The organism is Enterobacter sp. P82, assembly GCF_037053385.1.
In the GTDB taxonomy this organism is placed as follows: domain Bacteria; phylum Pseudomonadota; class Gammaproteobacteria; order Enterobacterales; family Enterobacteriaceae; genus Enterobacter.
Map to the genome: position 1 here is coordinate 234,922 of NZ_JBALHX010000003.1, position 19,668 is coordinate 254,589.

Annotated in this window: 20 protein-coding genes; 9 read left to right on the top strand and 11 right to left on the bottom strand. The window is 52.7% G+C overall.

Annotated features, from left to right (window positions below):
• Window positions 1-57: 57 nt before the first annotated feature.
• The 5 genes from araE to WB237_RS16615 form a co-directional block, all read right to left on the bottom strand.
• A complete protein-coding gene (araE, locus tag WB237_RS16595) occupies window positions 58-1,473 on the bottom strand; it encodes an arabinose-proton symporter AraE (protein ID WP_336214642.1) in 1,416 nt (471 codons plus the stop codon).
• Between the two features lie 312 nt (window positions 1,474-1,785).
• Window positions 1,786-2,547: a 2-dehydro-3-deoxy-D-gluconate 5-dehydrogenase KduD gene (gene kduD, locus WB237_RS16600; RefSeq protein WP_336214644.1), complete on the bottom strand. Its 762-nt coding sequence runs from the start codon at window positions 2,545-2,547 to the stop codon at window positions 1,786-1,788.
• Between the two features lie 63 nt (window positions 2,548-2,610).
• Window positions 2,611-3,447 (bottom strand): 5-dehydro-4-deoxy-D-glucuronate isomerase, encoded by an 837-nt coding sequence (gene kduI / locus WB237_RS16605; protein ID WP_336214646.1) that lies wholly within the window; start codon window positions 3,445-3,447, stop codon window positions 2,611-2,613.
• 236 nt (window positions 3,448-3,683) lie between these two features.
• On the bottom strand, window positions 3,684-4,862 hold the full coding sequence (locus tag WB237_RS16610; protein WP_129995043.1) for an acetyl-CoA C-acetyltransferase: 1,179 nt from the start codon (window positions 4,860-4,862) through the stop codon (window positions 3,684-3,686).
• Between the two features lie 93 nt (window positions 4,863-4,955).
• The gene (locus WB237_RS16615) at window positions 4,956-5,822 is read right to left on the bottom strand and encodes a LysR family transcriptional regulator (RefSeq protein WP_336214649.1); all 867 of its coding nucleotides are present in this window, start codon (window positions 5,820-5,822) and stop codon (window positions 4,956-4,958) included.
• 105 nt (window positions 5,823-5,927) lie between these two features.
• Between WB237_RS16615 and WB237_RS16620 the strand changes: the two genes are divergently transcribed.
• Both WB237_RS16620 and WB237_RS16625 read left to right on the top strand, forming a co-directional pair.
• Window positions 5,928-6,389: a multidrug/biocide efflux PACE transporter gene (locus WB237_RS16620; RefSeq protein WP_336214820.1), complete on the top strand. Its 462-nt coding sequence runs from the start codon at window positions 5,928-5,930 to the stop codon at window positions 6,387-6,389.
• Window positions 6,390-6,508: 119 nt separating this feature from the next.
• Window positions 6,509-7,738, top strand: coding sequence for an amino acid permease (locus WB237_RS16625; RefSeq protein WP_336214651.1), 1,230 nt, complete (start codon window positions 6,509-6,511; stop codon window positions 7,736-7,738).
• 36 nt (window positions 7,739-7,774) lie between these two features.
• On the opposite strand, the gene WB237_RS16630 is transcribed toward WB237_RS16625, so the two are convergent.
• Entirely contained in the window at window positions 7,775-8,245 is a 471-nt protein-coding gene (locus WB237_RS16630) for an Lrp/AsnC family transcriptional regulator (protein ID WP_028016936.1), read from the bottom strand.
• Window positions 8,246-8,360: 115 nt separating this feature from the next.
• Between WB237_RS16630 and WB237_RS16635 the strand changes: the two genes are divergently transcribed.
• Entirely contained in the window at window positions 8,361-8,972 is a 612-nt protein-coding gene (locus WB237_RS16635) for a LysE family translocator (protein ID WP_336214654.1), read from the top strand.
• Between the two features lie 27 nt (window positions 8,973-8,999).
• Here the strand turns inward: WB237_RS16635 and WB237_RS16640 are convergent, their stop codons facing one another.
• Both WB237_RS16640 and yjdI read right to left on the bottom strand, forming a co-directional pair.
• Window positions 9,000-9,272, bottom strand: a complete 273-nt coding sequence (locus WB237_RS16640) for a GNAT family N-acetyltransferase (protein WP_028016938.1) — start codon at window positions 9,270-9,272, stop codon at window positions 9,000-9,002.
• Window positions 9,273-9,282: 10 nt separating this feature from the next.
• A complete protein-coding gene (yjdI, locus tag WB237_RS16645) occupies window positions 9,283-9,513 on the bottom strand; it encodes a 4Fe-4S mono-cluster protein YjdI (RefSeq protein ID WP_336214656.1) in 231 nt (76 codons plus the stop codon).
• 178 nt (window positions 9,514-9,691) lie between these two features.
• Here yjdI and WB237_RS16650 point away from each other — a divergent pair, with 178 nt between their 5' ends.
• The 6 genes from WB237_RS16650 (at window position 9,692) to WB237_RS16675 (ending at window position 16,861) form a co-directional block, all read left to right on the top strand.
• Window positions 9,692-11,332, top strand: coding sequence for a sensor histidine kinase (locus WB237_RS16650; protein WP_336214658.1), 1,641 nt, complete (start codon window positions 9,692-9,694; stop codon window positions 11,330-11,332).
• Window positions 11,316-12,011, top strand: a complete 696-nt coding sequence (locus WB237_RS16655) for a response regulator (protein WP_336214660.1) — start codon at window positions 11,316-11,318, stop codon at window positions 12,009-12,011. Before WB237_RS16650 ends, WB237_RS16655 begins: the two co-directional genes overlap by 17 nt.
• Window positions 12,012-12,179: 168 nt before the next feature.
• Window positions 12,180-13,268 carry an ABC transporter substrate-binding protein gene (locus tag WB237_RS16660; protein ID WP_028016941.1) on the top strand — a complete coding sequence of 363 codons (1,089 nt, stop codon included), beginning with the start codon at window positions 12,180-12,182 and terminating at the stop codon, window positions 13,266-13,268.
• Between the two features lie 80 nt (window positions 13,269-13,348).
• On the top strand, window positions 13,349-15,118 hold the full coding sequence (locus tag WB237_RS16665) for an ABC transporter permease (RefSeq protein WP_336214663.1): 1,770 nt from the start codon (window positions 13,349-13,351) through the stop codon (window positions 15,116-15,118).
• Window positions 15,111-16,181, top strand: a complete 1,071-nt coding sequence (locus WB237_RS16670) for an ABC transporter ATP-binding protein (RefSeq protein WP_336214665.1) — start codon at window positions 15,111-15,113, stop codon at window positions 16,179-16,181. Before WB237_RS16665 ends, WB237_RS16670 begins: the two co-directional genes overlap by 8 nt.
• A 281-nt stretch (window positions 16,182-16,462) precedes the next feature.
• Complete coding sequence (locus WB237_RS16675; protein WP_336214667.1) at window positions 16,463-16,861, top strand: hypothetical protein; 399 nt, start codon at window positions 16,463-16,465, stop codon at window positions 16,859-16,861.
• A 58-nt stretch (window positions 16,862-16,919) separates the two neighbouring features.
• On the opposite strand, the gene WB237_RS16680 is transcribed toward WB237_RS16675, so the two are convergent.
• From WB237_RS16680 to WB237_RS16690, 3 genes are all read right to left on the bottom strand, one after another.
• On the bottom strand, window positions 16,920-17,519 hold the full coding sequence (locus WB237_RS16680) for an outer membrane beta-barrel protein (protein ID WP_336214669.1): 600 nt from the start codon (window positions 17,517-17,519) through the stop codon (window positions 16,920-16,922).
• A gap of 99 nt (window positions 17,520-17,618) precedes the next feature.
• Window positions 17,619-18,248, bottom strand: coding sequence for a helix-turn-helix domain-containing protein (locus WB237_RS16685; protein WP_336214671.1), 630 nt, complete (start codon window positions 18,246-18,248; stop codon window positions 17,619-17,621).
• Window positions 18,249-18,301: 53 nt separating this feature from the next.
• A complete protein-coding gene (locus WB237_RS16690; protein ID WP_336214673.1) occupies window positions 18,302-19,465 on the bottom strand; it encodes an OmpP1/FadL family transporter in 1,164 nt (387 codons plus the stop codon).
• Between the last annotated feature and the right edge of the window lie 203 nt (window positions 19,466-19,668).

The window sequence follows — 19,668 nt, forward strand, 5'->3', positions numbered from 1 at the left end:
ACAAAACATCATTTCACCAACTCTGACATCTATTAAACGCTTAAACAGGCACTACGATCACACGCCGATATTACGCAGTTTCTCCCCCGCCATCAGCTTGCGTTCAATATGTTCCAGCGTCACCCCTTTAGTTTCTGGAATTAACCAGAATGTGACCCCAATAAATGCTACGTTCAATACGGTGTAGAGCCAGAATGTTCCCGCCGCGCCAATTGCGTCCAGCAGCGTCAGGAATGTCGCACCAATGATCATATTCGACACCCAGTTGGTGGTCGTGGAACAGGTGATGCCAAAGTCACGACATTTGAGCGGCTGAATTTCGGAGCACAGGATCCACACCACAGGCGCGGCGCTCATCGCATACCCGGCAATACACATCATGGTCATACCGACGGAGAGCCAGGAAAGGCCACTTGAGGCCGTACCGTTATCAAACTGCATCAGGCAGTATCCGAGGATCAATGTACCGAGCGCCATCACGCTGAAGCCAATTTTCAGCGCCGGTTTACGTCCGGCTTTATCCACGGTGAACACCGCAATAAAAGTGGCGAACATAAAGGTAAGCCCCACCACCAGGGTGGCCATCATCTGCTGTTCCGTGGTAGTGAATCCCGCCATTTTGAATATGCGTGGCGCGTAGTACATGATGATATTCATCCCAGTGAACTGCTGCATTGCCTGCAGTAACATGCCGAGGAACACCGCGCGGCGTACGTTGCGGTTGATCTTAAATAACGCCCAGCCTCCCTGCTTCAACTTCAGACTTTCGCGGATCTCGTTCAGCTCTTCCCGTGCTTTTTCCGAGGTATCACGCAACATGCGCAGCACCTCTTCGGCCTCCACATGACGCCCTTTTTGCGCCAGCCAGCGCGGGCTATTCGGCAGGAAAACCACCAGCACAATCAGCACCAGTGCCGGTAAAGCCAGCACACCGAGCATCGCGCGCCAGTTGCCGCTGTAGCTGAAGTAGGTATCGGACAGGAACGCCAAAACAATACCCAGCGTCACCATCAACTGGTACATACTGATCATCTTGCCACGTACGTTCTCACTCGCCATTTCGGAGAGGTAGAGCGGTGCCGTATAGGAAGCAATCCCGACCGCCACACCGAGCAGCACACGGGAAAGCAGCAACACTTCAACGTTCGTGGCAAACGCGGAACCAATGGAGCCGGCAACAAACAGAATCGCCCCGACCATCAGGCTGTACTTACGCCCCAGGCGGAACGAGAGCCAGCCATTAAACAGCGCGCCGATGGCCGCGCCGAGCATCATGCTGCTCACCACCCACTCCTGCAGACGGCTACTCAGGGTAAAGTGATCGGTTATAAACGGTAATGCACCGGCAATCACGCCGATATCCAGTCCAAATAACAAGCCCGCTACCGCGGCCGCAATGGAAACAAACTGATTCATGCGGCGGGTATCGCGTAACGCAGCGGGCATAAGGGTAGAGTCATTTATAGATGTCATATTTTTCCTGCCTCAACAGCAAAATTCGTTAACTGAAATTACGAGAAAGCGAGGAAAAGTGTCAGGCCGGAAATCGCGAAGTTATGGATTATTCCGCTACGGCATACGGTTCTGTGATGGACATTACAATTTCAACTCGTGGCGAATAATCACGTACTTTTACTAATCAATTAATATTTAAGCAATAAAAGTGTGATTGCCGTCATTTATGATTTTTCAGTATGGATTTTTCATCTTTACCGATATGGACTAAGCCAATTTTGTGTAAAAAAAACCTCCGCCCATGGGCAGAGGTGCTTAATACAGATGGAATTAACGCGCCAGCCAGCCGCCGTCTACAGCCACGGTGTAGCCGTTGATGTAATCCGAGGCCGGTGATGCCAGAAATACAACCGGCCCCATCAGATCGCCCGGCAGCCCCCAACGGCCAGCAGGAATACGTTCAAGGATTTCCGCGCTACGCTGCTCATCCGCACGCAACTGCTGCGTGTTGTTGGTCGCCATGTAGCCCGGGGCAATCGCATTGACGTTGATATTATGTTTCGCCCATTCGTTCGCCAGCAGGCGCGTTACACCCATCACGGCGCTCTTTGAAGCGGTGTAAGACGGCACGCGGATACCGCCCTGGAAAGAGAGCATCGAGGCAATATTAATGATCTTGCCGCCTTTCCCTTGCGCAATGAAGTGCTTCGCCGCAGCCTGGGACATAAAAAACACGCTCTTGATATTCAGATCCATCACGTCGTCCCAGTCTCGTTCAGTGAAATTAATCGCATCTTCACGGCGAATCAGTCCGGCATTGTTTACCAGAATGTCGATATGCCCGAATTCCGCGACAGCACGTTCCAGCAGTTCAGGAATGGCGTCGATTTTACGCAGATCGGCGGTCAGACTCAGGAAACGGCGACCCAGTGCCGTCACGCGTTCAATGGTTTCAGTCGGTTCAACAATATTAATCCCTACAATATCGCAACCCGCTTCCGCCAGGCCTAACGCCATCCCCTGACCCAGTCCGGTGTCACACCCGGAAACCACAGCCACTTTCCCCTGCAGAGAGAATGCATCCAGAATCATGTTTATTCCTTACTCTTTCAACGCCTGTCACACACAGGCAGGTTTACGCTTCACTGCCCGCGACTAGCGCAGATCGCTGACCGCAATATGGTCCATATCATCAAAGACCTGGTTTTCACCGACCATTCCCCAGATAAAGGTATAGGCCTTTGTCCCGACACCAGAATGGATAGACCAGCTCGGTGAAATCACGGCCTGCTCGTTGTGCATGACGATATGACGTGTTTCCTGTGGTTGCCCCATCATGTGGAATACGCAAGCGTCTTCGTCCATATTGAAATAGAAGTAAACTTCCATGCGGCGCTCGTGGGTGTGGCACGGCATGGTGTTCCACAGGTTGCCCGGCGCGAGTTCGGTCAGCCCCATGCTGAGCTGGCAGGTCTCCAGCACATCCGGCACGAAGTATTTATTGATGGTGCGGCGGTTGCTGGTGAGGTTATCGCCAAGCGTTACAGGGGCTACGTCTGCCGGGGTGACCTTTTTGGTTGGGTAGGTAAAGTGAGCCGGAGCGCAGTTGTAGTAAAACTTCGCGGGCTTGCTGCCGTCGATGCTGGCAAAGACCACTTCTTTCGCACCTTTGCCAACATATAATGCCTCACGATGACCAATCTCGTGGCACTGTCCGTCTACGGTGATGGTACCCGGCCCGCCGATGTTAATCACCCCCAGCTCGCGACGCTCAAGGAAATAGCTCACACCCAGCTGTTTACCGACCTCAGCGCCCACGGAGACGGTGCTCGTGACGGGCATAATCCCGCCCACAATAATGCGGTCGATGTGACTGTAGACCATGGTGTACTTATCGGCCTCGAACACCTGTTCGACTAAAAACTCATTACGCAGCCCTTGAGTATCCAGCGTTTTGGCGTGCGCACTGTGGATGCTTTGTCTGATGTCCACGATAACCTCCAGATGTGGTCATGCCCGAAGGCAAAAGATAAACGAAACAGCGTTCCGTTTTTGCAATAAACACATACTATCGGCATAAAGTGGGCTTTTCAATTATATTTAAAACAACGTTTCATTTTTATTTTTGTTTGTATCGGAAATGCCGTTCGGATCACGATAAATGGGGATTGAGAAAAACAGCACCATAAAAAAACCTCCCGCAGGAGGTTTCATGCAATGAGAAAAGGTTAGCGTTCGATGGCCAGCGCCACCCCCTGCCCGCCACCGATACAGAGTGTGGCAATGCCTTTACGGGCGTTCCGCTTTTTCATTTCGTGGACCAGCGATACCAGGATCCGGCAGCCAGACGCACCAATAGGATGTCCCAGCGCGATCGCCCCGCCGTTGACGTTTACCCGCAGTGGATCCCACTCCAGCATTTTGCCGACCGAGATCGCCTGTGCGGCAAAGGCTTCGTTTACTTCTATCAGATCCACATCTGAGAGCTGCCACCCAGCACGATCAAGACAGCGACGGGTGGCATAAACCGGCGCGATCCCCATTAACGCAGGATCAACACCCACGCTGGCAAACGCCTTAATGCGGGCTAATACGGGAAGATCCAGCTCAAGGGCTTTGCTTTCGCTCATCATCATGACGGCCGCTGCACCATCATTAATGGAGGAAGCATTTCCCGCCGTAACCGACCCTTGCATTTCAAAAGCAGGGTTAAGCCTCGCCAGGCCTTCAGCGCTGGCGTCGGTACGCGGCTGCTCATCGGTATCCACGACGATAACCTCGCCGTTTTGACGCTGCGTACTGACCGGGACAATTTCATCGCGAAAACGGCCGGAATCAATCGCCGCGCGCGCCTTTTGCTGCGAGCTTAGCGCATAAGCATCCTGCAGCTCACGGCTGATGCCGTACTCTCGCGCCAGGTTTTCCGCCGTCACACCCATATGATAATCATTGAACGCATCCCACAGCCCGTCATGCACCAGGCTATCAAGCAACTGGCTGTTGCCCAACTGTGCGCCGGTACGGCTGTCGGTCAATACGTGTGGGGCACGGCTCATGTTCTCTTGTCCGCCCGCAATGACCACATCCGCTTCACCGCACTGAATGGCTTGCGTTGCAAGATGTAGCGCTTTTAAGCCTGATCCACAGACGTCGTTAATGGTGATTGCGGAGACGGTATTGGGCAACCCGCCTTTCAGCGCCGCCTGGCGCGCAGGGTTTTGCCCGGCTCCGGCAGTCAGAACCTGTCCCAGGATCACCTCATCAATTTCATGGGCTGCGATCCCGCTACGTTCCACCAGCGCTTTTACTACCACGCTACCCAGGTCAACCGCCGAGTGACGCGCAAGCGCTCCCTGAAAACAGCCGATAGCTGTACGCAACGCACCCACTATTACGACATCTTTCATCACGACCTCTGTGTTAAATGACATGACGATAGTAGAGGATTGTTACTGGCAATTATCTTAATTGTTTAAAAATAGTGAGATTAATCACAAGGATCAGCGTGCATCCTGCAGATACTGCCGCAGCCAGCTTCCGGCAATACCTGGGGGGGATCGTTTATTCCATAGCAGATCGATCCCTGTCGCTCGCGGCCAGCCGGGGACATTTAACTGTACCAACGATTTCGCGGCGGCAAATTCTTCCACCAGTGCGCACGGCAACACGCACCAGCCAAATCCCTGTACTGCCATACTCAAGAGTAACAGGTAATTCGGCGCTGACCAGACGGGCCCGCGCGCGAGCGCCGCCTCGCGCTCAAGATAGGTGCTGAGCCGCAACTCCCGCCAGCCGTGCAGTTCGTCGGCCTGAATTTCAGGTTGGCCGGTCAGAGGATGCGTGGTCGCAACATATATTGCCATGCGGGTCTGCATCGGCAGTCGTGTGACGCCGATATCCGTAGGATAACTGTCCCGCGCTTCCGTCAGGCCAATCTGCGCTCGCTCCTTTTGCAGCAGATCGATGACGTCCTCTTCTTCGCCAATCAGGCATTCGAATTCCGTATGAGGAAAGCGCCGGTCAAACTGGTTCATGAGATCTTCCAGCACATCCGGATTGAGGGTATCGGAAAGGACAAATGTCAGACGCGCCTCCGTTTGCGCCGTTAATGATACTGCCAGCTCATCAAGCCGCGTGCTGGCGGCGAGGATAGCCTGCACATAGCCCAGCACCTGCTCCCCTTGAGCCGTCAACACCGGCTGGCGCGCCGAGCGGTCAAAAAGCTCGAAACCCAGATCGGCTTCAAGATTGGCAATGGACGTGCTGATCGTCGACTGGCTTTTACGCAACCGGCGTGCGGCAGCAGAAAAAGAACCCGCCGCGACGGTTTCAACAAACGCAGTAAGGGCTTCGGGGGAATAGCGCATGATCTATCTACTTTTACGATGGATACCATCTTTAATATATCAGCTTTAACGATAAAAATAGGCCCCATCAACGCCCATACTGGCGAATTAACGAGGTCTATGACTATGCAACATCAGGATGCACTCCAACGTAAACTGCCGGAGCGGATCTTTCATGCTATCTGTTTTGAAGGGATTGCCACGGCGATCCTCGCCCCTACGGCGGCGTGGCTCATGCAGCGTTCCGTGGTTGAGATGGGCGGGTTAACCATTATTCTGGCCACCACCGCCATGCTGTGGAACATTATTTATAACTTCGGCTTCGACCGTTTCTGGCCAGTTCAGCGTGTCAAACGTACGGCAAAAGTCCGTGCGCTGCATGCCCTGGGGTTCGAATGCGGGTTCATCGTGATCGGCCTGTCGATTGTCGCCGCCGTACTGGGCGTCACGCTGCTAGAGGCATTCACGCTGGAAATAGGTTTCTTCCTGTTCTTCCTGCCTTACACCATGTTCTACAACTGGGCATATGACACGTTACGTGAAAAATTCATTAAGCGTCGTCAGCAACGACGCGCCCTGGCAGGCTAACTCCCCCCTGGCCGGACAACTGGTCCGGCCAAACTCCGTCGAAGCAACTGCGCTCTCTACGCATAACTATGGTAAATTGCACTCCATTCCGATGGTTTGATAGTTGATACGTTGCTCTAATGTCGAAAATTTGGTCAAAAGATGAGACTCTCTGGAGTTTCGCTCTCTACGGCACGGCCGTGGGCGCAGGAACGCTGTTCTTGCCCATTCAGCTGGGCTCCGCAGGCGCTATCGTCCTGTTTATTACCGCCCTTGTGGCTTATCCGTTAACCTACTGGCCGCACCGAGCGCTGGCACAATTTATCCTGTCGTCGAAAACCAAAGGCAATGAAGGGATCACTGGCGCCGTCTCGCACTATTACGGCAGGAAGATTGGCAATCTGATCACCACGCTCTATTTCATCGCCTTCTTTGTAGTGGTGCAGATTTATGCGGTGGCCATCACCAACTCGCTCACGGAGCAACTGGCAAAACACCTGACGGTGGATACCGCCGTTCGCGTACTGGTCAGCCTGGGGGTAGTGCTGGTTCTCAATTTGATCTTCCTGATGGGACGGCATATCACGATAAAAGTGATGGGCTTCCTGGTGTTTCCCCTGATTGCCTATTTCCTGTTTGTCTCGCTCTATCTGACCGGAAGCTGGCAACCCTCGCTGCTGACCAGCCAAATGACCGTCGATCGTCATACCCTGCATCAGGTATGGATTTCGATTCCGGTGATGGTTTTTGCTTTCAGCCATACCCCGATTATCTCAACGTTTGCCGTTGACCGTCGTGAGAAGTTTGCTGACGGCGCTATGGATAAATGCAAGAAAATCATGAAGGTGGCATACCTGGTTATCTGCCTGAGCGTGCTGTTCTTTGTCTTCAGCTGTCTGCTCTCTATACCACCGTCGTATATTGTGACCGCCAAAGAGCAAGGGGTTACGATCCTGTCCGCGCTGTCGATGATGCCTTCCTCTCCGGCATGGCTGGGTATTTCCGGGATTATCGTGGCGATTATTGCGATGTCAAAATCGTTCCTCGGCACCTATTTTGGCGTGATTGAAGGGGCGACGGAGATCGTGAAGTCGTCGCTGAATCAGGTGGGCGTGAAAAAGAGCCGCGCCTTTAACCGCGCGATTTCCATTATGGGGGTGTCGTTAATCACCTTTGCGGTCTGCTGCATTAACCCGAATGCCATTTCGATGATTTATGCCATTAGCGGTCCGCTTATCGCCATAATCCTGTTTATCATGCCGACGCTGTCGACGTATCTGATCCCGTCCCTGAAACAGTACCGTTCCATTGGCAACCTGCTGACGCTGATCGTCGGCGTGCTTTGCGTGTCGGTGATGTTTGTCGGCTAATCCCTTTCGTGCCCGGCGCTCTGCCGGGCACGTCATTCAGTCTCGCCCTGTCGTATCCAGAGGAAAAGGCCTGTCCTGCACGACCGTTTTCATTACCAGCGTCGAGCGAAGATGCTGCACGCCTGGCATCGCTGAGAGTTTTTCATCATAGAGTTTTTGAAATGCCGACAGGTCACGCGTCACAACGTGCATCAAATAATCGGGATCGCCAAACAAACGCTGTGCCAGCACGATTTGCGGTATCTCTTCCACCGCATCTTCAAAGGCGCTAACCGCTTTTCTGTCACCCTCTTTAAGCGTCGCAAATACTATCGCCAGGAAATTAAATCCCATTTTGGCGGGATCGAGGCTGGCGCGGTATCCCGTTATGGCCCCGCTTTGCTCCAGCGCCCGCACGCGACGATGGCACGGCGAGAGACTCAAATTCACCCGCTCTGCCAGCTCCGTAAGTGATAAACGACCATCAGATTGCAGCTCAGCAAGAATTTTTCGATCAATGCTATCCATGTGGAAGATTTTCTCAGTTTTACCGTGTTGTAAGCATAACATTGAAAGCCTATTTCGCAGGGTTAGCGATATTCTTTTTCTCAACGTTTGACGCACTGCGGGGGTCTTCAGGACGATGGAAATGAGTATTGTGGCCGGCTTTTGGGTGGTTTCTTTTCTGCTTATCATGACGCCGGGGGCGGACTGGGCCTATGCCATTAGCGCCGGGATTAACGGTCGACGCGTGGTCCCGGCTGTGATGGGGCTGATGTCCGGCCATCTGCTGGCTACGATGATAGTGGTTGCGGGCGTGGGCGTTTTAATTGCTCAACATCCACTGGCGTTAGCCGGGCTGACCGTGGCGGGAGCCCTGTATCTCCTGTGGCTTGGCATAACGTTATTGCGTCACCCAGCCGCACCGGAAAAGGCCACCCGCCATACGGGAAACTGGACACAGTGGGCGGTGAAAGGACTTTGTATTAGCGGCCTAAACCCGAAAGTTTTTTTGCTGTTCCTGGCCCTGCTTCCGCAATTTACAGACCCAACCGGAAGTTGGTCGATAGCGATGCAGATGTCTGCGCTTGGGATGATGCATCTTATCACCTGTACGCTGGTCTACCTGCTGGTGGGGTATGGCTCGAAAGCCGTGCTGGCGACCCGACCACAGGCGGCGCGTCTGGTGAGCAGGGCATCGGGAGGATTGATGGTGCTGATAGCGATGGTATTGCTGTTTGAGCAGGTAAGATAAAAAAACACCGGCCATCGCCGGTGTTATTTACGCCCGAATATCGTCATATTCCCGCGTATTATCAAACTCATGTTTAGCAAACGGGCACAGCGGAATAATTTTACGGTTCTCACCGCGCATCTTCTCCACCACTTTCGCCACCAGCTGTTTGCCAACGCCCTGCCCTTTCAGGCTCGGATCGACGTCGGTGTGCTCAATGATGCTCAGGTGCTCGCCGGTCGGTACGAAGACAATCTCCGCGACCTGATTTCCGTGGGCATCGTTCACATAAAACTTGTTATGGCCTTCCAGAATATCCATGGTTCCTCGCTTATTTTTGGCGATACTTCAACGCACCGCTCGGGCAGGTATCAATCACACGCATCACTGTTTCAACGTCAACTTCATCCGGAATGATCCACGGTTTACGTTTCAGGTTAAACAGCTTAGCGCTGCCGCGTACGCAGTTACCTGAGTGTTTACAGATCCCGGTGTTGAAGTAAACATCAATTTTCTCGCCGGTATAGGCCCGGTAACCTGCATCCAGTAGTTCTTTATCCATGACATTGCCTCTGTAATTATTCTGGTATGAAATGAAGCATAGCCTTACGCGATCCTGATGGCTATAACGCCGAAAACGAAAATCCAGGTCACAACTCTTTTCTTGCCAGATTGCGTCCCCCTATTACGCATGTCAGGCTCCGCAAATGTCTCACTTTTAAATGGCTACCGCAGGTTGAATGAAACGCAGACTCTCTTTTCAGGTAAAGCTTTTTTTAGCGCTGGTGTGCTTCTCCTGCCTGCTGTTAGTTCTGCTGGGAACGATCCTGTTTCATTTTATTGACCGGCAACTCCATCACGATCTTGGCCAGCGCGCCAGGGTTCAGGCCAGTCAGATCGCGCTGATGCCGGGTCTGGCGACAATGGTTGCGGCCAGAGATATCCCCGGTATCGCCCGGTTAATTCAGCCGCTGCGTGCCGAAAGCGATGCCAGTTATATTGTGATTGGCGATACCCGGGAGCAGCACCTCTATCATTCAGAATCACCGGAGCGCATCAATTTACCGATGATCGGTGGGGATAATGCGGAGGTATTAAAAGGAAAAACCATTATTTCCGTGCGTCAGGGTGGAATTGGCGTGTCGCTACGCAGTAAAGCGCCCATCTTCAACGCGCAGCATCAGGTGATTGGGATTGTCTCCGTCGGCTATCTGACCTCATATATTGCCAATATTAATGCCCGCATTCTCTGGCAATCCGGGTTATACGGTATTGGCCTTCTGTTATTGCTGTTTATTTTCTCCTGGCTGTTTACCCGCAATCTTAAAAAGCAGATGTTCCGGCTTGAACCAAAGGATATTGCTCAACTGGTCTTGCAGCAAAGAGCATTGCTGGAAGCCATGTATGAAGGGATATTCGCCATTAATAATGAGAAGCAGTTGATTCTCATTAACCGCGCCGCACGAGAGATGCTGGATATTCGGCAAAGTGAGAAAGAACTTATCGGCAAACCACTGGAAGAGGTTCTGCAAACCTCTCCGGGATTCCTGTCTCAGCGCTACGCTTCGGTGAGCAGCGGCAACCACGACCAGATTGCGGTGCTTAATCAGCGGGAAGTGATCGTTAACCGCGTGGCGATCGAGGTTGAACCGGGTGTCGAGAGTGGTTGGGTATATAGCTTTCGCGACAAAAACGACATTAACACGCTTAGCAGCCAGCTCAGTCAGATCAAGCGCTATGCGGATAACCTGCGCATTATGCGCCACGAACAGCTGAACTGGACCGCCACGCTGGTGGGGTTGCTGCAGATGAAACACTATGACGAGGCGATCCGTTACATCCAGGTGCAGTCAGAAGGTGCCCAAAAAGTGCTGGACTTTGTCTCGGCCCATTTTACCTCTCCAACACTGTGTGGGCTGCTGTTAGGGAAATATGTCAGCGCACGTGAAAAAGGCATTGAACTGCTGTTTGACCCCGCCTGCCAGCTCACCCGCATGCCGGGCACCATCAACGAAACGGAGCTAATGTCCGTGATCGGTAATTTGCTGGATAACGCCGTGGATGCCACCCTGAAGGCGTCCGTTCACGACCCGGTGGAGATCTACATTTCTGACCGCAACCAGGAGCTGCTGATTGAGGTGGCCGACAGGGGCTGTGGGGTGGATGATGCACTGAAACCGCATATTTTCCGCCATGGTTTCAGCAGTAAACCAGAAAGCGAGAACGACATTGTGGGCACAGAGCACGGTATTGGCCTGTTTCTGGTGGCAGGCTATGTCGAGAAAGCGGGCGGCAGCATAGAGATCGCCGACAACACGCCACAAGGCACTATTTTTTCTGTGTTTATTCCGAATGGGCAACAGCATGACCCGACCACTTGATGTTGTGATAGTTGAAGATGAACCGCACCTGGCGGAGTTGCATCGTGAGTACATAGAGCAGAATTTTCACTTACGTGTGGTGGGCATCGCCGCGTCCATTGAGCAGGCCTGTAGCCTGATTCGTCAGCATCAGCCGCGGCTGATATTGCTGGATAACTATCTTCCGGACGGTAAAGGCGTGGAGTTAATCGACAACCCACTGCTAAAAAGCTACGAATGCTCGGTGATCTTCATCACCGCCGCCAGCGATATGCAAACCTGCAGCCATGCCATGCGCAGCGGTGCGTTCGACTATCTGATTAAGCCTGTCTTTTTCCAGCGTCTGCACGCCTCTCTTGAGCGGTTTATGCGCTTCATCCATACCGTGCAGCAGGTGAAGGTGGTCGACCAGCATGCGCTGGATCGCCTGTTTAACCTGCCTGCCGCGGAATCCTCTCTTACCCCGTCGACGAAAGGGATTGAGCCCCAAACGCTGGAACGGATGAAACAATTTTTCGCCGACAATCCCGACAGTGCAATGTCGGTGGAAGAGGTCGTGGAGAACGTCGGGATCAGCAAAACCACGGGGCGTCGCTATCTTGAATACTGTGTGGAGAGTGGCTTAATCAGCGTCGAAATGCTGTATGGCAATATTGGTCATCCACGAAGGTTATACCGCAAAGCCCCCGATAAACCGTAATCCGCAACCGTTCACAGGCTAACGTTCGCGGATTTTATGGTGTTAATTGCTGAAACGACGGCAACAATCACACTTCGGAATCATTGCCCGCTTCACCCTATTGTGGGTGGAGCCCACTGCGCTATGTTGACAATTAGTTCCTCAAATGTAACTAAAAGGTTAACTATAATGTCGAACACATTCCGAATTTCTCTGCTTACCGCTACTGTACTGTTCTCTGCTTCTGCACTGTCTGCCCTGCCGCAGGGCTATCCTGCGGAGTATCAAAAAGTTGTTGATGCCGCAACGAAAGAGGGCAAGGTTGTTATCTACTCCACCACCGACATCAAAGCTGCCGGGCCGCTGATCCAGGGCTTCGAAAAAACCTACCCGGGCATTAAAGTTGAATACAACGACATGAACAGCACCGAGCTGTACAACCGTTTCATCAGCGAACAGGCCTCCGGCGGCGTGAGCGGCGACGTAGTCTGGAGCTCATCCATGGACACCGGTCTGAAGCTCGCCACCGACTACGCCATGGAGTACAAATCTCCGGAGCAGAGCCAACTGCCGAAATGGGCCGTCTGGAAAGATAAGGCATACGGCACCACCTATGAGCCGGTGGTCTTTATCTACAACAAGCGTCTGATCCCGGCCGGCGACGTGCCGGACTCTCACACCGCGCTGGCGAAGCTGATTGCCAGCCAGACGGACAAATTCAAGGGCAAAGTCACCACCTACGACATCGAAAAATCGGGTCTGGGCTTTATGCTCTCAGTCCAGGATCACAATGCCGACCCTAATTACTTCAAAACCCTTGCAGACGTTGCCAAAGGTGGTTTATCGGTACAGTCGTCTACCGGTACCATGATGGAGCGCGTCTCCTCCGGTGAAAACCTGATCGGCTTTAATATCCTCGGATCTTATGCGGAAGCACGTGCGAAGAACGATCCGTCGCTCGGCATTTCCTATCCAAAAGATTACACCCTGGTGCTGTCGCGCGTGTCGTTCATCAGCCAGCAATCGCAAAACAGCAATGCGGCAAAACTGTGGCTGGACTATGTGCTGTCTGAACAAGGACAAAACATTCTGGCAAACCAGGCTGACATTCCGTCCATTCGTAACGATATCGAAGGGAAAAATGATATCGACGGCCTGACCAAAATCCTCGGCAACGCGCTGAAGCCGATCCCGGTTGATGAAACGCTGCTGGAATACCTGCAGCCGAAAAAACGCCTGGAGTACATCAAAGAGTGGCGTACCGCCGCCGGCAAATAAGCGTCTGAGCGCGGCGCAGGCCGCCGCGCTCCCTTATCGACTGAGTTCGTTTTTCTGGGCTGCAACACCAGGGATACCCCATGAATACATTACGCAGAAAGTGGCAAAGCCTGCCGCGAGGCATCGTCGTGCTGATAACCGCCCTGGTTATCTACACGCCGCTGTCGTTTATCGTGATACAGAGCTTCCTGTCCGCCCCGTTCTTTTCGCCGTCAAAAGAGTGGAGCTTTGAATCATTTGAGTTTATTTTCACCGACCCTGATTTTTATAAGGCCTTGAAAAGTGGTTTTATTCTTGCTTTCGGGTTGGTCTTTATCTCCATTCCGTTGGGCGGCGTGCTGGCGTTTCTGATGGTGCGTACCGACCTGCCCGGTCGCCGGTTGATTGAGCCGCTGATCCTGGTCCCGATTTTCGTTTCACCGATGGTACTGGGCTTCGGCTACGTAGTGGCCGCGGGTCCGGTGGGTTTTCTCTCCCAGTGGGCAGAGGCGCTGCTTGGCTTTGTGCCGTGGAATATCTACGACATGTCGAGCATTGTGGTCATCGCCGGCCTGACGCACGTCCCGCACGCCTATCTGTATATCTCGTCTGCGCTGCGTAGCGTGGGCTCCGATGTGGAAGAGGCCGCGCGCACCGCAGGCGCGTCGCCCTGGCAGGTGATGACCTCCGTCAGCCTGCCGATGGTGCGACCGTCCATTCTGTACGCCACTGTGCTGCTCTTCTTCCTGGGGCTGGAAGTGTTCGGCCTGATGCTGGTGCTCGGCGACCCGGAAGGCAACATGGTGCTGGCGACCTATCTCTATAAGCTGACGAACAAGATGGGTACCCCATCCTATCACCTGATGGCGGCGGTTGCCGTGGTGCTGATCTGCATCACCATCCCGCTGGTGATGCTCCAGCGACGCCTGATGCGCACCGCCAACCGCTTCGTCACCATGAAGGGAAAAGCCTCTCAGGCCCGTGCGTTACCGCTGGGTAAATGGCGCTGGGTGGCTGGTGCGGTGATTGCCTTCTGGCTCACGGTTACTATCGGTGTTCCGCTGCTCGGTGTGGTATTGCGTGCGTTTATCTCTAACTGGGGCGTCGGCGTTTCGTTGTGGGACGAGCTCTCTCTGAACACCTTCCGCACCATCTGGGCGCAGCCCAACCTGCTGCGCGCCATCATCAACTCCATGGCGATTGGCGTGATTGGCGGCGCGCTGGCGGTAGTCTGCTACCTGTTTGTCGGTATTGCCATGCACCGCAAACCGGACAACACCACGCGCTTCCTGGATTACAGCGTGCTGGTGCCACGCGCCGTGCCAGGCCTGCTGGCGGGACTGGCATTTTTGTGGGTGTTCCTGTTCCTGCCGATGTGGCTGGATAACGCACTGAAATCCGGCTGGCTTTCCGGGTTTGCCTGGACCGACTGGATGCGCGAAAACGTCATCGTCTGGTTGCGTTCGCTGCGCAGCACCATTTTCAGTGTCTGGCTGGCCTATACAGTGGTGTGGATGGCTTATGGACTCAGACTCATCTCCTCAACGCTGTTGCAAGTGGGACCGGAGCTTGAAGAAGCGGCACGCAGCACCGGGGCAACACGTGGCCAGATCACCCGTCACGTTACCATTCCGCTCTCCCGCTACGGTCTTATCGGTTCGTGGCTTCTGATGTTCCTGATCTTTGAACGCGAATACTCAACGGGTGTGTACCTGCTTTCACCCGGGACGGAAACCATCGGCTCGATGTTGGTTTCCCTCTGGGCTGCGGGTGCCATTGATATCGTGGCGGCGCTCTCTTTCATTAACATCCTGCTGGTCGTGGTAGGTCTGGGCATTGCCCTTCGTTTCGGAGTCAAAATACATGATTGAATTAGCGGTTGACGATCTGCACTTAACCTACGGCGACAATCCTGTTTTAAAAGGGGTCTCCATGAACCTGAAGCGCGGTGAGGTTGTTTCCCTGTTGGGGCCCTCCGGTAGCGGCAAGACCACCCTGCTGCGTGCGGTGGCGGGTCTGGAGAAACCCACTCAGGGTTCGATTGTCATTGGCAAAAACAAAGTTTACGACGGCACACCGCGCAGCGAGATCCCCGCGGAAGAGCGTAACCTGGGGCTGGTGTTCCAGTCCTATGCCCTGTGGCCGCACAAAACCGTATTTGAAAACGTGGCTTACCCGCTCAAACTGCGTAAAGTCCCGGCCAAAGAGATCCAGCAGCGCGTGCAGGATGTGCTGGATCAGCTTGGTCTGGGGCATCTTGGCAAACGTCACCCGCACCAGCTCTCCGGCGGACAGCAGCAGCGCGTGGCGATTGGCCGCGCGCTGGTCTATAACCCGCCGGTGATTTTGCTGGACGAGCCGCTTTCAAACCTCGACGCCAAGCTGCGCGAAGAGGCCCGCGTGTTCCTGCGTGAGCTGATCATCAAACTCGGTTTATCCGCGCTCATGGTAACGCACGACCAGAACGAAGCGATGTCCATTTCTGACCGCATCCTGCTGCTCAACAACGGTAAAATTGAGCAACAGGGCACACCGCAGGAGATGTACGGCTCGCCGAAAACGCTGTTTACCGCCGAGTTTATGGGCAGCAACAACCGCCTGCACGGCAAGGTCACCGAAGTGCGCGACGGCAGAGCGCGTATCGAAGGAAAAGGCTGGGTGCTGTGGGGCCAGGCGGGCGAAGGGGTGCAAAGCGGTGATGAAGCCACGGCGGTGATCCGCGTCGAGCGCGTGGCGGTGGTCGAGGGGCCAGGGGAAAATCAGCTTGAACTGCCGCTGCTCACCAGCATGTATCTCGGCGACCGCTGGGAGTACCTGTTCCGCACGGCGGGGGATGATTTTGTAATCCGCGCGTATGGGCATGAGGTTCGCGACCCACAGCACTGCCATCTTTCGCTGCCTGAGAAGCATGTTTGGGTGTTCCCGAAAGGGTGATAAAAAAGGCTGCGCAATGCAGCCTTTTTTGCAACTCCAGTTTGTATTTTCCTGGGCCATAACGGGGAACGCGGCTATTGATGTGAGGAGCAGAGCAGCGACAGTCATTGCACTACGTTTCATTCCCCCAACGAGGAATAATCAGTTTTGGTTAAATAAGGCTACCAGCGGTAGCGTTTCATTATCCAACGCTATTACATTTAAAAATAAACAACTTTAATCTGAAGCTGCCATCGTTGTTTTAGATAATACCTGTCTCATTTATCCATTCAGAGTTCCCCATGAATAAACTCTCGCTATTAGTGGTTCTGTTCAGCCTCGGCTCATTAACCGCATGCAGTCATTCCCAGCCAGATAAAGTTGAACAAATACACCATCTAAATATCCCGTTAGTCCTCCCCGGTGAAAAACCACCGGTGGTGCAGACCTCACACATTGCAGCGCTTTATCAGAGAAACAAAGAGCAGATTGATAAACTAACGAATAACATTAAAGTGAAGTATTTACAGGATGCAACAGCGAGAGATATTTTTACTGAAGACAGTCCCATCCAGCCAGTTTATGCCTCTCTGACAAAGCTGGAACAGTTAGAGATGGTCAACGAGCAATATCTGAAAGATAAAAATGAGGCTGGTCTGAGTACTATTAACGTCCTGCTTCAACCTTTAATGGAAGGATAAACGTCAAAAGCCCGACTACGCCATAGCCGGGCTTGTATTAGTGAAATGCGGGTAAATATTAGTCGTGCTGTCCAAAGCGATAAGTTACTCCTGCCGTAACGGAGCTCACGTCACTGCTCACCCCGATCTGATTCGCGTTACCCACGTTACTGACCCACTGATATTCCAGACGCCCCGCCCAGTCTTTGTTGAAAGCATACTCCGTCCCCACAGCCACAAGCGGGCGTACACCGGTTTCAAAGCGATTGTGACCACTTACATCAGACTCTGCACGATACCCCATCGCACCGGCTCGGCCATAAAGATCCCAGTTGTCCGTCACGGCGTAGCTGGCTTTTAAGGACATTTGCAAGCCCTGAGCTTTCATTTGCGCACCTGCGCCATGCTGCCCTTTGATCTGCATATTACCTAAGTAATCGTAGCCCCCCTCAACAGCAAGCCAGGGTGTAATTTGGTAACCCGTATAAACACCACCACCGACATTATCCTGGTCAAAGCTGTTATTGACGTCGTGTGCTTTAGCACCGGTATTAGTGTCAAAATAATGTGACCAGCCGAATTTAGCACCGCCATACCAGGTACCTACATCAGCTGCGGCAAATGCGGTGGTTGCGGTAAATGCGTTAGCAAGAATTAAAGCGACAAGTGTCTTTTTCATAGAAAATCCCGTTTACACTGTTGAATGTTTTTCAGTAAACAAACAATAGCGGTAAACGAGATGGTGGTTAATTGATTTTATGTTTAATTTTAAACTTCACTAAAATGACTCTGGTAAATTACCAAGAGTTAATAAATATCCGCCGCGTTTAAAAGAGATGTATTCTCCTTGTTTGAGGGCTGATAAGACATTGAGAATACTACTACGGGATAATAGTGTACGGTCCTGAATATAGTCAAGAATTGTCGTGCGCATACGCGCCTCTTCAGGCAGTAATATCATCTCCTGCAGATGGTTACGAATAACAGAATAGGTTCGCTGCTGAACAACCTGTGCATCGCGATAAATTAAATAGGCCGTGTGATATGAAAGCAATGCCGACACATCTTCCCATGCCCCCTCCTTACGAAAAAGATCGGCAGCCTGTTCTGCGTCGACACGTAAGATGGTTGATTCTGTTTCAGCCCGAAGAATATGCCCCTGAGTAGGCTGTATCATCTCTGCAATACCAAACAAATGAGGCTCGTAAACCGTGACCAACAACAAACCATCCTGGGCACGAAGTATGGACAGTTCGCCCTCCAGAAACAGGTACATTTGCTGGCGACCTTTATATGCCCAGGTGATCCGTTTACGTGGGACGACTTTTACTTGTTCAGCAATCGGTTCGAGGATCGCGGTCAGTCGTTCAATGGATTTTTCCGGTCGAACAGGCGGTAAAATATGCATAGTACAACCTTCTAACATGGGATAATTTCCAGTATAGACCAACGATAAACCGCTCAAAATTGATAGCTATAGTTGACGCTGGCAAACCAGAGATAGGGGTGATCGTAACTTCCCGCGAAGGCAGACGGCGAGCTCACCTTCGATGACTGCATATGAAGGTACTCTACTGCGATACCGATATTGCTGGCCGCGGTGATCTGATACTGTGCCCCCGTCCCGAAGCGCCACTCATCGCCAGTGGGAAGTGTCATTGCCACATCATCCTGGCGACGATAGGGTGAGCTGTCAAATGCCACACCAGCATTCAGACGCCATTGTGCCGTTGGGCGGTACTGCACGCCCAGCGCACTATGCCAGGTATCTTTCATGCGGTTAGCCTGGTTTGCTTTCCGTCCGTTCACCGTCACTTGCGGTGCGCCAAACTGGCTCCAGTCCTGCCAGCCGAGATCGGCCATCAACGACCACTGCTGATTCACATCATGCACGACGCTGAGCATAAGTTGCTGCGGTGCGCGGACCTGGGCTGAGAGCGGCAGAGTGTCTCCACGTACTTTACCGTTAATATTGAAACCGTAGTCGGTTTGGCTATTCCAGGTGATCCCGGCACGCGTCTGCCCGGACAACTCCATGAGTAGCCCCAGACGATAGCTCATGGCCCAGTCATGATCATGCTGCTGACGATCATCATCGTTAACGTTACGGGTCAGCGACAAAAAACCGTAGTTCACATTGGCAGATGCACCGATTGAAAGCCTGTCGTTCAGTTTGTACGCCAACGAAGGACTGAGGGTCATCGCTGCCATTGTGCTCTTTTTGATCAGCCTGTCGCCCGCCCAGTTACCATAATCGATCCCCAGACCATAGTTGCCATAAAGCCCGATCCCGGCATAGAGATTGTCGGTCACTTTTTGGCTGTAAAAGGCGCTGGTATTCGGGAAGGTTTTCATCACATCACCGGGACTGCGCTGCGCGGTGTTATTTAGTTGGTAGTCGATAGAACCATCCATCACCTGTAACCCACCAGTGAACATGTGGTCCGGTAACTGTGTCATACCCGCTGGGTTGGTCATTATCGTTGAGGCATCCTGGGCGCGAGCAGCCTGCCCTGCCCCGGCCAGAGCGGTATCCTCGGTACCTGTTTCATAAAAATAGAGGCCGCTGGCATGGGTGCAGGAACTCACCAGCAGGCCCACACTCAGTAATATTCGTATTTTCATATCTGACTCGTTAAAGATAAACAACCCGGAAGGTATATCAGCGAATAAAGAGCGAGTAAAAAGAAAGCATGTTTATTTTTGAATTTTTGTCCGAATCATTACATATAGCGCATCTTATTAAGATTATTCTTAATATCGTAAAAAATAGTTGTTAGTTTTTAATGAATTAAAAAATAACAATCAAAATTATCATTTTTATAATT